11 protein-coding genes are annotated in these 12,530 nt (G+C 71.7%); 5 read left to right on the forward strand and 6 right to left on the reverse strand.

Annotated elements, in window-relative coordinates:
- Nucleotides 1–76: 76 nt before the first annotated feature.
- From ACIGW4_RS34360 to ACIGW4_RS34380, 5 genes are all read right to left on the reverse strand, one after another.
- On the reverse strand, nt 77–1,408 hold the full coding sequence (locus ACIGW4_RS34360) for a geranylgeranyl reductase family protein (protein WP_123454503.1): 1,332 nt from the start codon (nt 1,406–1,408) through the stop codon (nt 77–79).
- A 17-nt stretch (nt 1,409–1,425) separates the two neighbouring features.
- The gene (locus tag ACIGW4_RS34365; RefSeq protein WP_123454501.1) at nt 1,426–2,118 is read right to left on the reverse strand and encodes a demethylmenaquinone methyltransferase; all 693 of its coding nucleotides are present in this window, start codon (nt 2,116–2,118) and stop codon (nt 1,426–1,428) included.
- A 225-nt stretch (nt 2,119–2,343) separates the two neighbouring features.
- Nucleotides 2,344–2,943: a hypothetical protein gene (locus ACIGW4_RS34370; RefSeq protein ID WP_398710078.1), complete on the reverse strand. Its 600-nt coding sequence runs from the start codon at nt 2,941–2,943 to the stop codon at nt 2,344–2,346.
- A gap of 7 nt (nt 2,944–2,950) precedes the next feature.
- Nucleotides 2,951–4,150 (reverse strand): cyclic dehypoxanthinyl futalosine synthase, encoded by a 1,200-nt coding sequence (gene mqnC, locus ACIGW4_RS34375; RefSeq protein ID WP_123454497.1) that lies wholly within the window; start codon nt 4,148–4,150, stop codon nt 2,951–2,953.
- A gap of 322 nt (nt 4,151–4,472) precedes the next feature.
- A complete protein-coding gene (locus tag ACIGW4_RS34380) occupies nt 4,473–5,345 on the reverse strand; it encodes a menaquinone biosynthetic enzyme MqnA/MqnD family protein (RefSeq protein ID WP_123454495.1) in 873 nt (290 codons plus the stop codon).
- Between the two features lie 261 nt (nt 5,346–5,606).
- Between ACIGW4_RS34380 and ACIGW4_RS34385 the strand changes: the two genes are divergently transcribed.
- Nucleotides 5,607–5,810 (forward strand): cold-shock protein, encoded by a 204-nt coding sequence (locus ACIGW4_RS34385; RefSeq protein ID WP_030208785.1) that lies wholly within the window; start codon nt 5,607–5,609, stop codon nt 5,808–5,810.
- 105 nt (nt 5,811–5,915) lie between these two features.
- On the opposite strand, the gene ACIGW4_RS34390 is transcribed toward ACIGW4_RS34385, so the two are convergent.
- On the reverse strand, nt 5,916–6,752 hold the full coding sequence (locus ACIGW4_RS34390) for a M23 family metallopeptidase (RefSeq protein WP_123454491.1): 837 nt from the start codon (nt 6,750–6,752) through the stop codon (nt 5,916–5,918).
- A gap of 150 nt (nt 6,753–6,902) precedes the next feature.
- Here ACIGW4_RS34390 and ACIGW4_RS34395 point away from each other — a divergent pair, with 150 nt between their 5' ends.
- From ACIGW4_RS34395 to ACIGW4_RS34410, 4 genes are all read left to right on the forward strand, one after another.
- Nucleotides 6,903–7,301 carry a DUF1992 domain-containing protein gene (locus ACIGW4_RS34395; RefSeq protein WP_123454489.1) on the forward strand — a complete coding sequence of 133 codons (399 nt, stop codon included), beginning with the start codon at nt 6,903–6,905 and terminating at the stop codon, nt 7,299–7,301.
- 46 nt (nt 7,302–7,347) lie between these two features.
- On the forward strand, nt 7,348–7,857 hold the full coding sequence (locus tag ACIGW4_RS34400) for a DUF664 domain-containing protein (protein WP_399585330.1): 510 nt from the start codon (nt 7,348–7,350) through the stop codon (nt 7,855–7,857).
- 108 nt (nt 7,858–7,965) lie between these two features.
- Entirely contained in the window at nt 7,966–10,203 is a 2,238-nt protein-coding gene (locus ACIGW4_RS34405) for an FG-GAP repeat domain-containing protein (RefSeq protein ID WP_399585332.1), read from the forward strand.
- 87 nt (nt 10,204–10,290) lie between these two features.
- On the forward strand, nt 10,291–12,510 hold the full coding sequence (locus ACIGW4_RS34410) for an FG-GAP repeat domain-containing protein (RefSeq protein ID WP_399585335.1): 2,220 nt from the start codon (nt 10,291–10,293) through the stop codon (nt 12,508–12,510).
- Nucleotides 12,511–12,530 lie beyond the last annotated feature (20 nt).

Below are 12,530 nucleotides of genomic sequence, written 5' to 3' on the forward strand. Positions count from 1 at the left end.
GTGTGGCGCCCGCGTGCCCCGGCCCCCGGTGGGCCGGCGGTTCGCCGGGGTCTCCGGGCGCCACGCCTGACGGCGCTCAGGCCTTCGGCGCCACCTTCGACAGGCCGTTGATGATGCGGTCCATGGCGTCGCCGCCCGTCGGGTCCGTGAGGTTCGCCAGCATCTTGAGGGTGAACCTCATCAGCATCGGGTGGGTCAGACCGCGCTGGGTCGCGAGCTTCATGATCTTCGGGTTGCCGATGAGCTTCACGAACGCGCGGCCCAGCGTGTAGTAGCCGCCGTAGGTGTCCTTGAGGACCTGCGGGTAGTTCCGCAGGGCCAGCTCGCGCTGGGCGGGCGTCGCGCGCGCGTGCGCCTGGACGATGACGTCGGCCGCGATCTGGCCCGACTCCATGGCGTACGCGATGCCCTCGCCGTTGAACGGGTTGACCAGGCCGCCCGCGTCGCCGACCAGCAGCAGGCCCTTGGTGTAGTGCGGCTGGCGGTTGAACGCCATCGGCAGGGCGGCGCCGCGGATCGGCTGCGTCATGTTCTCCGGGGTGTAGCCCCAGTCCTCCGGCATGGAGGCGCACCAGGCCTTGAGGACCTCGCGCCAGTCCAGCTCCCGGAACGCCTTCGAGGAGTCGAGGATGCCGAGGCCGACGTTGGAGGTGCCGTCGCCCATCGGGAAGATCCAGCCGTAGCCGGGCAGCAGACGGTCCTGCGGGCCCCGGCGGTCCCACAGCTCCAGCCAGGACTCCAGGTAGTCGTCGTCGTGGCGGGGGCTCGTGAAGTACGTCCGGACCGCCACGCCCATCGGCCGGTCCTCGCGCCGGTGCAGGCCCATGGCGAGGGAGATCCGGGTGGAGTTGCCGTCGGCGGCGACGACGAGCGGGGCGTGGAAGGTGACCTCGCGCTTCTCCTCGCCGAGCTTGGCGTGGACGCCGGTGATCCGGCCCGTGCGGTCGTCGATGATCGGCGCGCCCACGTTGCAGCGCTCGTACAGCCGGGCGCCGGCCTTCTGCGCCTGGCGGGCGAGCTGCTCGTCGAAGTCGTCGCGCTTGCGGACGAGTCCGTAGTCCGGGTACGAGGCGAGCTCCGGCCAGTCGAGCTCCAGGCGGACGCCGCCGCCGATGATCCGCAGGCCCCGGTTCCGCAGCCAGCCGGCCTCTTCGGAGATGTCGATGCCCATGGCGACGAGCTGCTTGGTGGCGCGCGGCGTGAGGCCGTCGCCGCAGACCTTCTCGCGCGGGAAGGCGGTCTTCTCCAGGAGCAGGACGTCGAGTCCGGCCTTGGCCAGGTAGTACGCGGTGGTGGAGCCGGCCGGGCCTGCCCCGACGACGATCACATCGGCGGTGTGCTCGGAGAGGGGCTGCTCGGTCACGGCGGATCTCCCGGAGGGGTCGAGGGAAGGATGGGGGAATTTCATCGGGCGGAGGGGCGGGGTCAGGCCTTGAAGCCGCGGTGCAGGGCCACGATGCCGCCCGTCAGGTTCCGGTGGGCCACCTTCGACCAGCCGGCCTTCTGCATCATGCCCGCCAGGGTCGCCTGGTCCGGCCAGGACTGGATGGACTCCGCGAGGTACACGTACGCGTCGGGGTTGGAGGACACGGCGCGGGCCACCGGCGGCAGCGCGCGCATCAGGTACTCCTCGTACACCGTGCGGAACGGCGCCCAGGTGGCGTGCGAGAACTCGCAGATGACGACCCGGCCGCCGGGCTTCGTCACCCGGTACAGCTCGCGCAGCGCCCGGTCGGTGTCCTGGATGTTCCGCAGCCCGAAGGAGATGGTGACCGCGTCGAAGACGTCGTCGCGGAACGGCAGGTTCATGCCGTCGCCCGCCGTGAACGGCATCCACGGGTGGTTCTTCTTGCCGACCCGCAGCATCCCGAGGGAGAAGTCGCACGGGACGACGTACGCCCCCGCCTTCACGAACGGCTGCGAGGAGGTCGCGGTCCCGGCGGCCAGGTCGAGGACCTTCTGCGCGGGCCGCGCGTCGACCGCCTTGGCGACCTCCTTGCGCCAGCGCCGGTCCTGCCCCAGGGAGAGCACGTCGTTGGTGAGGTCATAGTTCGCCGCCACGTCGTCGAACATCGAGGCGACTTCGTGCGGCTGCTTGTCCAGGGATGCTCGGCTCACCCGGCCATTGTGGCAGCCGCCCCCCGGACGGCCGGGGACCGGCCCCGGCGCCCACGAGATTTCCGGGAATCGGCTTCGGCCTCCTCCCGGACCGGCGCGCTCAAGGAAGGGTGACAGCGCTGACGAAGGGAGCGGGATGCCGTCACCGGTCTGCCGCAGTACGCGGACGAGTACCCGGTCCAGAGGAAGGACGCCCCCGTCCGGGGCGGGTGAGCCGGGTCCCGGCTACCGGCGCCGGTGGACCAGACGGCCGCCGAGGACGGTGGCGACGCAGGTCGACGCGCCGAGGCGGACCAGGGCCGCCCGGTCGGGGACGTCGAAGACGGCGAACCGGGCGGGGCCGCCCGGTGCCGGGGCGGGCAGCAGGATCAGCGGCACCGGGGAGAAGGACGGCGGACCGGGCAGGGACGGGGGCCGCTGCCCGACGGCGAGACCGGCCCTCCGCACCGCGTCCACCGCGGCCCGGCCGCGCAGTTCGCCGGCGACCGCGACCGTGCCGTGCGCCAGCATCCGCTGCACCCCGCGCCGCGCGCCGGCGCCGAGCCGCGCCGGGTCGGCGCGGAAGATCTCCCGCGCCCGCTCCCCCGTGATCGGCTCGGTGCCGAACTCCGCGGCCTCCCGGGGGTCCGGGTAGTAGGTCTGTTCGAGCAGCTCGGGGCCGTACGGGTTGAGGAGTCCCGGAGTGAGGATGCCGGGCCACCGCCGCACCCGCGCCTCGGGGCGGGCGGCGGCCAGGTCCTCGTACGGGCCGACGGCGGCGACGAGGGCGCCGTCGACGAGGACGGCGCTCTCGGGGGTCGCCTCGGCGACGTGGAGGGTCAGCACGGGCGCGTCAGTGGGCGTCGAGGAGCTTCAGCTCGGGGTGCGCCGTGCCCCCGGCGATCGCCGTGGACGAGATGTGCGAGGCGACGCGCTCGTCGACCGGGTCGTTCGCCGGGTCGTCGTGGACGACGAGGTGCTCGTACGTGGTGCTGCGCTGCGCCGGGACGCGGTCGGCCGTGCGGATCATGTCGATCATCTCGCGCAGGTTGGAGCGGTGCTTGGCCCCGGCGGAGGAGACGACGTTCTCCTCCAGCATGATCGAGCCGAGGTCGTCCGCGCCGTAGTGCAGGGTCAGCTGGCCGATCTCCTTGCCCGTGGTGAGCCACGAGCCCTGGATGTGGGCGACGTTGTCGAGGAAGAGCCGGGCGATCGCGATCATGCGCAGGTACTCGAAGAGCGTGGCCTGCGTGCGGCCCTTGAGGTGGTTGTTCTCCGGCTGGTACGTGTACGGGATGAAGGCCCGGAAGCCGCCCGTCCGGTCCTGCACGTCACGGATCATGCGCAGGTGCTCGATCCGCTCGGCGTTGGTCTCGCCGGTGCCCATCAGCATGGTGGAGGTGGACTCGACGCCCAGCTTGTGGGCGATCTCCATGATCTCCAGCCAGCGCTCGCCGCTCTCCTTGAGCGGGGCGATGGCCTTGCGCGGCCGCTCGGGGAGCAGCTCGGCGCCGGCGCCCGCGAAGGAGTCGAGGCCGGCCGCGTGGATGCGGGTGATGGCCTCCTCGACGGAGACGCCGGAGATGCGGGCCATGTGCTCGACCTCGGAGGCGCCGAGGGAGTGGATGACCAGCTGCGGGAAGTCCTTCTTGATGGCGGCGAAGTGCTTCTCGTAGTACTCGACGCCGTAGTCCGGGTGGTGGCCGCCCTGGAACATGATCTGGGTGCCGCCGAGCTCCACGGTCTCCGCGCAGCGGCGCAGGATGTCGTCGAGGTCCCGGGTCCAGCCCTTCGCGGTGTCCTTCGGGGCGGCGTAGAACGCGCAGAACTTGCACGCCGTCACGCAGACGTTCGTGTAGTTGATGTTCCGCTCGATGATGTACGTCGCGATGTGCTCGGTCCCCGCGTACCGGCGGCGGCGCACCGCGTCGGCGGCGGCGCCCAGTGCGTGCAGGGGCGCCGAGCGGTAGAGGTCGAGCGCCTCCTCGGGAGTGATCCGGCCACCCGCGGCGGCGCGGTCGAGAACGGACTGGAGTTCGGCCTTCTCGGTCACCGGGTGCGTCCCTTTCGGAGGGGTTATGACAGACCGAGCCAGCCTACGCCAGTGCTTCCGGCGACTTCCGCAGGGTGCCGTTCGGCGGCCGCCGGAGGCCGGGGGCGGGGGCGGAGGGTGGACGGGGAGTGAGGCACCGGGGAGGGGCGGGCGGGGGTCCGGCGAATATCCGGTGAATTCCGGGCGCCTCGCGGGCGCGGCGCATTTACCGGAGCCGCGGGGGGAGCGCCAGCATTCCGGGGGGCGCCGGGAAAGAGCCGCCCGGAGCCCGGGAGGGCCCACCGGCATTTCTTTCCCGTCCCATTCCCCGCGGCTCCGCCGCTTATCGCGCCGGGGGCGGCAGGAGTTCCACCGCGACGTCCGCCGGGAAGCCGGTCGTGGGTCCGGTGCGGCGGGCGAACTCCCGTACTCCCGCGAGTTGCTCGGGGCCGAAACGGAAGTCGAGCGTGCGGAAGTACCGCTCCAGGAGTTCGGCGTCGAAGGTCTCCCAGCGGGCGGCCTGCTCGGCGACCTTGGCGACCTCTTCGAGGGAGAGGTCGCGCGAGGCCAGGAACGCCTGGTGCACCTCGTGGACGGTCTCCGGCTCGCGCGCCAGGAAGTCCTTGCGCGCCGCCCACACGGCGAAGACGAACGGCAGGCCCGTCCACTCCTTCCACATGAGCCCCAGGTCGTGGACCTGGAGGCCGAGCCGGGGCGCGTCGTGCAGGGAGGCCCGGAGCGCGGCGTCGCCGATGAGGACGGCGGCCTCCGCCTCCTGCATCATCAGGCCGAGGTCCGGCGGGCAGGTGTAGTAGTCGGGCTCGACCCCGTACTGCTCGGCCAGGATCAGCTGGGCGAGGCGTACGGAGGTGCGGGAGGTGGAGCCGAGGGCCACGCGCGCGCGGTCGAGCTCCGCCAGGGGCCGCTGGGAGACGATCACGCAGGACATGACGGGCCCGTCGCAGCCGACGGCGATGTCGGGGAGGGCGACCAGGTCGTCCGCGTTCCGGAGGTACTCGACGAGGGTGATCGGGCCGATGTCGAGATCGCCCCGGACGAGCCGCTCGCTGAGCTTCTCCGGCGTGTCCTTGGTGAGCTCGAGGTCGAGGAGCGTCCCGGTCCTGGCGAGGCCCCAGTAGAGGGGGAGGCAGTTCAGGAACTGGATGTGTCCGACGCGGGGCCGGCTGCGCTGCTGGTCGTCGGTTGCTTTGTCCACATCGCGAGGCTAGACCCGTCTCGGAGTGTGGGCATCGGCGGGGCACGCGCGTCAGCACACGGAACGGAATCAAACATGCGGGTGACGTGATCTTTCCCTCTACCGCCGCGAGCGTCCTGCGTGCTACGCTCAACGCAAGTTGCAGTTTGGTTTCCCTTGCAGTACAGAGCCTGCGGAGCATGTGACCCGCAGGCTTTTGTAGTTTTCAGACTTGTTTGCAGGTTCTGGAGCAGGGCGACCCTTTGGCCCATAGGAGGGCTCATGGCTACCGGAACCGTGAAGTGGTTCAACGCTGAAAAGGGCTTCGGCTTCATCGCCCAGGACGGCGGCGGCCCGGATGTCTTCGTCCACTACTCCGCGATCAACGCGAACGGCTTCCGCTCGCTCGAGGAGAACCAGCTCGTGACCTTCGACGTCACGCAGGGCCCGAAGGGCCCGCAGGCGGAGAACGTCACCCCGGCCTAAGTTGCCCGGGTCGGCGAACGCACGACTAGAGCAGTACCCAAGGAGCCCCGCTCCGTGCCTCACGGCACGAGCCGGGGCTCCTGCCCTTTTCCGGGCGCGGGCGTCTCAGCAGTTCGGGATCACGGTCCCGTTGTTGTCGCGGGCCTCGTCGTTGCCCCAGCGGGACAGGTAGTACGCGGACACGTACGCCCCGCGGCCGTTCTTCCCGGCGTAGACGGTGTCGAGGTCGGTCCTCAGCCACCAGTGGTTGTAGTTCCCGGAGCCGTCGCGGACCTCCGCGCCCCAGACCTTGCAGTAGACGTAGTTCGTGCCCGCGTTCAGCACGCCCTGCGGGTCGTTCGTGTTCGCCTGGGCGTAGCCGGTGGCGTTGGCGAAGGTGTCGACCCAGTACTTTCCGCCGCCCCCGCCCGAGCAGCCGTTGTCGCTGGTCAGGAACCTGGAGCCGTAGGAGCCGGGGTAGGGGGCGAGGGAGACGCCGTTGATCACGATGCTCTGGCCGACGCCGTTGTAGAGCTGCTCGTAGTGGATGTGGGCGCCGGAGCTGTTGCCGGTGGAGCCGGTGGTGCCGATCTGCTGCCCCTGGGCGACCGCGGCGCCGTCGGCGACGGAGTAGGCGCTGAGGTGGAAGTAGTACGTCTTCCAGCCGCCGCCGTGGTCGATCACGACGTAGTTCCCGGCGCCGGTCGGCTGGGAGTAGCGGTAGGCGGTGCCGGACGCCGAGGCGAGGACCGGGGTGCCGGCGGTGGCGCCGCCGTCGGAACGGACGAAGTCGAGCGCCTGGCGGACCTCGGCCGAGTGGTGGCTGTAGGTCCAGGTCTGCCCGCAGGGGTACGGCGCCTTGAAGAGCGGCGCGGCCTGGGCGGGGGTGGTGGTGACGAGCGCGGTGAGCAGGCCCGCGACGAGCGCGAGCAGGGTGCCGAGGGGGGTGATCCGTGCACGCATGCGTCCTCCGGTACGGGTCGGGGATCGGCGGAACATGGGCGGGGCAAGGGTCGACGCGCGTGGAACGGACCACAGCGTGCCGGAAGACCGCGCGCGGCAGTAGCCCGCGAGGACCACACCGGTCGGGCGGTGGATACGTAGTCTGGACACATGACCGAACGCAAGCCGCCCGGAGTCAGCTTCGAGTCGTTCGTCGACAGACAGATCCGCGAGGCGGCGGAGCGCGGCGATTTCCGCGGCCTGCCCGGCTTCGGCAAGCCCCTCCCCGACGACTCGGCCCCGTACGACGAGCTGTGGTGGATCAAGGGGAAGATGCACCGGGAGGGCGCGTCCGTCCTGCCGCCCTCCCTCGCCCTGCGCAAGGCGGCCGAGGACGCGGAGGCGGAGGCCGCCGCGGCCGTCTCGGAGAGCCAGGTCCGCCGCGTCCTCGGGGAGATCAACACCAGGATCGCCGAGGCGCTCGTCCGCCCGCCGGCGGGTCCCCCGCTGAACCTGAGGCCCTTCGACGTGGAGGCGGCGGTGGAGCGGTGGCGGCAGGATCGTTCCTGAACCCCCGGGTCCCGACGGTCCCGGCCCCCGACCCCGAGGAGCTCCCATGAACAGTGCCGGTCTGCTGGTCGACGCCTTCGGCCGGATCCGTGAGGTCGTCCACGAGGCCGTGGAGGGGCTGACGGACGAGGAGCTCGCCGTACGGATCGATCCCGACGCGAATTCCGTCGCCTGGCTCGTCTGGCACCTCACCCGGGTCCAGGACGACCACCTCGCGGACGCCTTCGACACGGACCAGCTGTGGACCTCGGACGGCTGGGCGGACCGCTTCGGGCTGCCCTTCCCGAAGCGCGCCACCGGCTACGGGCAGACGAGCGCGCAGGTCGGCGAGGTCCGCGCGTCGGCGGAGCTGCTGCTCGGCTACCACGACGCCGTGCACGCCCGTACGGAGGAACTGGTCCGTACGGTCACGAACGCGGACCTGGACCGGATCGTCGACACCCGCTGGGACCCGCCGGTCACCCTCGGCGTCCGGCTGGTGTCGGTGATCGCGGACGACCTCCAGCACGCCGGGCAGGCGGCGTACGCGCGGGGCGTGATGGAACGGCGGGGCTGAGGCGGGCCCATCCGGAAATCTGCTCGACGGTCGTACAACCCCCCGAGTCGATCAAGAGTCTGGAAACGGGTACGGCAGGCGCCGTACCCGTTTCCACTGGGGGTTTCCTTGCAGCACCGTCCGTCCGGCCGCCGGCTCGCCGCCGCGCTGCTCACGCTGTCCACCGTCACCGCCGTGACCGGGACGCTCGTCGCCGTACCGGCCGTCGCCGCCGTCCCGACGGCCGTCCGGGCGGCCGTCTCCGCCGCCGACGCGGCGAACCTGCCCGTCGACGCCGAGATCGTCAGCATCGGCACCACCGGCTACCTCACGTCCCGCAAGGACGGCGACGGCACCACGATCCTGGAGTGGCACGCGTACGAGGACGGCTCGGTGACGACGGTCGGCACCGGGACCACCGGCTACGACAGCAACTCCGACTTCCTCGTGACCGGTGACGGCAACACCATCTCCGTACGCGACATGAAGAACGGCGGGGCCTGGCGCGCCTCTTTCAACATCGGGGCCGAGTTCCCGTCCGGCAGCACGAAGCTCGTCGGCGTGGTCAACGAGAACCTCTTCGTGAGCGTGTCGACCACCGACGACTACCACGAGCTCTGGCAGCTCTCGAAGGTCAACGGCGTCACCAAGAAGAGCAAGCTCTCCTCCCGCCCCAAGAACATCGACTACAAGGTCGTCGCCTCCCGCGGCAACGACTTCGTCGTCCTGGGCAGCGTCCGGGAGCCGTACATCCCCACCGACCGGATCGTGTACTGGACGGCCACGTCCAACGTGAACAGCGCCTCGGTCGTCGACTGGGGCGGCAGCGCGGGCACCTCCCAGTGGGACCAGTCGTCGACCGGCGCCCTCACCGCCGCCTGGAAGGGGTGGGTCCACGCCTCGCAGGACGGCGGCGTCGAGTTCAGCGCGCAGCGGACCGGCACCACGACGGTCGCGCGCATCCCCCTGACCGGCGAGCTGACCCGCGCCGTCGTCGCGGGCATCGTCGGGGACACGGTCTTCTACGGCGTCCCGGGCACCGCCACCGCGGAGTCTCCGAGCCCGCTGTACGCACGGAACCTCATGGACGCGGGCGCCCAGCCGTACAAGGTCCTGGACAACTTCTCCAGCGCGTCCCACGCCCCCGACGGCTCCCTGCTCGTGCGCGGGTTCAACTCGGACGGCGACGGCCTCTTCCGGATCGGCGACGGCGGCGGCGCCCGCCCGACGGTCACGCTCGAGTCCTCCACCGGCCGGGTCCTGTCCGTGCAGTTCGCCGACGCCCGGGTCCCCACCTACGTCGACCTGGAGAAGGCGGGCACCACGCTCCCGATGGAGTGGACCCTGTCGCGGGGCAACGCCACCGTGGACCTCACGCTCACGCACGTCACCACGGGCAGGAAGCTCACCAAGCGTCTGGACGCGCCCGTCTCGGGCAACCGTTTCACCTACGCCTGGAACGGCGTCCTGGACGGCGCCAGCGCCCCCAACGGCGTCTACACCTGGAAGGTCACCGCCACCCCCACCGACGGCGTCGGCAGCCCCGCGAGCATCTCCGGCAGCTTCCAGGTCCAGCGCCAGGCCAACGCGCACGACCTCAACGACAACGGCTCCACCGACGTCATCGCCCGGGACGCCTCGGGCAACCTGTGGCGGGACGACCTCTTCGACTGGCCGGTCGACGGGCAGACCGCGACCGCCCGCCGGACGAGGATCGGCACGGGCTGGCAGATCTACAAGCAGATCGAGGCCGTCGGCAACATCGCCGGCACCTCCCACGGCGACGTGATCGCCCTGGACGGCTCCGGCTACCTCTGGCACTACCTCGGCAAGGGCGACGGCACCCTGGCCCCGCGCGTGAGGATCGGCGGCGGCTGGGGCGGCTACAAGCAGCTCGCCGGCGGCTCCGACCTCAACGGCGACGGCCGCTCCGACCTCCTCGCCACCGACGCCTCCGGCGTCCTGTGGTTCTACAAGGGGACCGGCTCCTCCACCACGCCCTTCGCCCCGCGCGTGAAGGTCGGCGGCGGCTGGGGGATCTACAACCAGATCACCGCGGTCGGCAACATCGCCGGCGGCGCCGCCGGCGACCTCGTCGCCCGCGACACCGCGGGCGTCCTCTGGCTCTACCTCGGCACCGGCAACGGCACCTTCGCCTCCCGGGTCAAGGTCGGCGGGGGCTGGCAGGCGTTCAGCCAGCTCGTCGGCGCCGGTGACGTCACCGGCGACGGCCGGCCGGACCTGATCGGGTACGGGGCGGGCGGCACGTCCGTCTACCGCTCGACGGGCTCGTACACGGCGCCGTTCAGCCGCCAGAACACGAACCTGTACGCGGGCGAGGGCAGCAAGTTCAACTCGGTCGCCTGATCGCGTACAACCCTTCGGTCTCCTCGTAAGTCGGTTACGGGCATGGCGGGTTCCGCCGTGCCCGTAACCCTGGAGAGAGAGCCTCCCGTGCCCCCTGCCCGTCCCCCGCGCCGCCGGCTCGCCCTGGCCGTCACCGCTGCCCTCGCCGTCGCCCCGGTCACCCTGACGACCGCCCCCGCCCTGGCGGCGCCCCCGGCCGTCCGGGCCGCCGAGCAGCAGGAAGCGCTCACGCTGCAGCCCGGCGCGAAGGTGGCCGGCAACGGCCCGTCGGGCTTCCTGACACGCGTGTACGAGCAGTCGGGCACCGTCCACCGCTGGACGCGGTACGCGGACGGGGTGACGACGACGCTGCCGGCGGGCGACTACTGGGGCGGCGTCCAGACGGACATCGTGATGAAGACGGAGGGAAGCGTCCGGAAGCTGTACGACATGGCGACCGGCGCCGGCCCCGTCGTGATCGACACGAGCGCCCTCGGCCCCTCCGCCACCTTCCACCGGCTCGCCGGAAGCACCCTGGTGATGTCGGCCCCGCGTGCGGGCGGCGGGACCGACCTCCACCTCCTCGGCAAGCCCGAGGGCACGCTCGTGGACCGCACGGTCCCCGGTCTGCCCGCCGACGCGGTCTTCCACTGGGTCAACATGACCTCGCCCGACACCGTCGTCCTCCTCTACAGCGGCACGAAGGACGGGGTGTCCGGCCGCCGCGTGGCCCTCGTCGACACCGCCACCGCGAAGGTCGTGGAGGACCGTCCCGCTCCGGCGGCCCAGTCCGACGCCGACGCCACCGCGTCCGCCACCCACCTGGCCTGGACCGAGCGGAACCCCGCCACCGGCGCGATCACCCTCGCGGTGGCACGACGGGGCGAGGCCGAGGTCTCCCGGACCCCTCTCGGCTCCGGAGCCTCGCTCGCGCTCGAATCGGTGGGCGACGACTGGGTGACGTACGCCGTGCCGGGCGGCGCCAAGGCCGACAGCCCCAACCCCCTGCACGCCCTCACCGCCCGCTCCCTGAAGGACGGACGGACGGTCAAGCTGCTCGACACCGTCGAATCCCTGCGCGGCGGCGCCGGCGGCGAGCAGCTGGCGCTGGGCGGCACGATCGAGAAGGGCGAGGGCCTCTACCGGATCGCCCCCGGCCCGGACGGCACCCCGACCGCGACGCTCGTGGCGAGCACAGGCGTGCCCACGGCCCTCGACATCGTCGGCCAGCAGCTCCCCGCCACCATCGACTTCAGCACGGAGAGCGGCGACACGACCCTGCGGTGGCGGCTCAACCGGACGGCTTTCATCAAGTCGTACGTCGAGCTGACCCACACCGCGTCGGGGAAGCGCTGGACCTCCTACTCCTTCGGGGAGAAGTGGGCTGCCGGGGACAGATGGAAGGGCCTGCTCAACGACTTCACCGCCGCCCCCAACGGCGCGTACGCCTGGAAGGTGACGGCGACGCCCGCCAACGGCATCGGGCCCTCCGTCGTACGCACCGGCACACTCACCGTCGCGAGCAAGCCGCACCCCCACGACTTCTCGGACAGCGGCTCCCCCGACCTGCTCTACCGGAGCGGCGGCACGCTGTTCGCCGTCGACGGGCGCCGGACGCTGTGGTTCGGCGGCTTCTCGATCCCCCTGGAGAAGACGGTCCTCGGCACCGGCTGGGACGCGTACGACCAGATCGTCACGCCCGGGAACGTCGCCGGGTCCCCGCACGCCGACGTCGTCGCCCGTGACCGGAGCGGCGCCCTGTGGCTGCACAGCGGCACCGGGAAGGGCTTCTCGCCGCGTATGAAGATCGGCGGTGGCTGGCAGGTCTACAACAAGATCACCGGTGGCAGCGACCTGACCGGCGACGGCCGTCCCGACCTCGTCGCCACCGACAAGGCGGGCGACCTGTGGCTCCACAAGGGCACGGGGAACACGTCCGCCCCCTTCGCCCCGCGCACCAAGATCGGTCACGGCTGGGGCGTCTACAACAAGATCACCGCCGCCGGGAACATCGCCGGCGGCAGGGCCGGTGACCTCGTCGCCCGCGACACCGCGGGCGTCCTCTGGCTGTACCTCGGCAAGGGCGACGGCACCTTCGCCGCCCGCACCCGCATCGGCGGCGGCTGGAACCAGTACGGCGAGATCGTCGGCATCGGCGACGCCGACCGCGACGGCACCGCCGACGTGGTGGTCAACGGACTCGCAGGCGGCACCCGCTACAGCCTCGCGCTCTACCGGGGCACCGGGGACTGGAAGGCACCGCTGTCGGGCCGGATCGGGCTCGAAACGCCTGACGCCCTCACCGCGACGCCCGCGACCCTGTTCTGACGGACACCGGAACGGGACCG

This window comes from Streptomyces sp. NPDC053513 (assembly GCF_044544765.1).
Lineage (GTDB): Bacteria > Actinomycetota > Actinomycetes > Streptomycetales > Streptomycetaceae > Streptomyces > Streptomyces litmocidini.

Excerpts from the sequence above, each read along its gene's own strand:
- ACIGW4_RS34395 (WP_123454489.1), top strand. The coding sequence starts at position 6,903 with ATGACCGAACGCAAGCCGCCCGGAGTCAGCTTCGAGTCGTTCGTCGAC.
- ACIGW4_RS34390 (WP_123454491.1), bottom strand. The coding sequence starts at position 6,752 with ATGCGTGCACGGATCACCCCCCTCGGCACCCTGCTCGCGCTCGTCGCG.
- ACIGW4_RS34400 (WP_399585330.1), top strand. The coding sequence starts at position 7,348 with ATGAACAGTGCCGGTCTGCTGGTCGACGCCTTCGGCCGGATCCGTGAG.
- ACIGW4_RS34385 (WP_030208785.1), top strand. The coding sequence starts at position 5,607 with ATGGCTACCGGAACCGTGAAGTGGTTCAACGCTGAAAAGGGCTTCGGC.
- ACIGW4_RS34360 (WP_123454503.1), bottom strand. The coding sequence starts at position 1,408 with ATGAAATTCCCCCATCCTTCCCTCGACCCCTCCGGGAGATCCGCCGTG.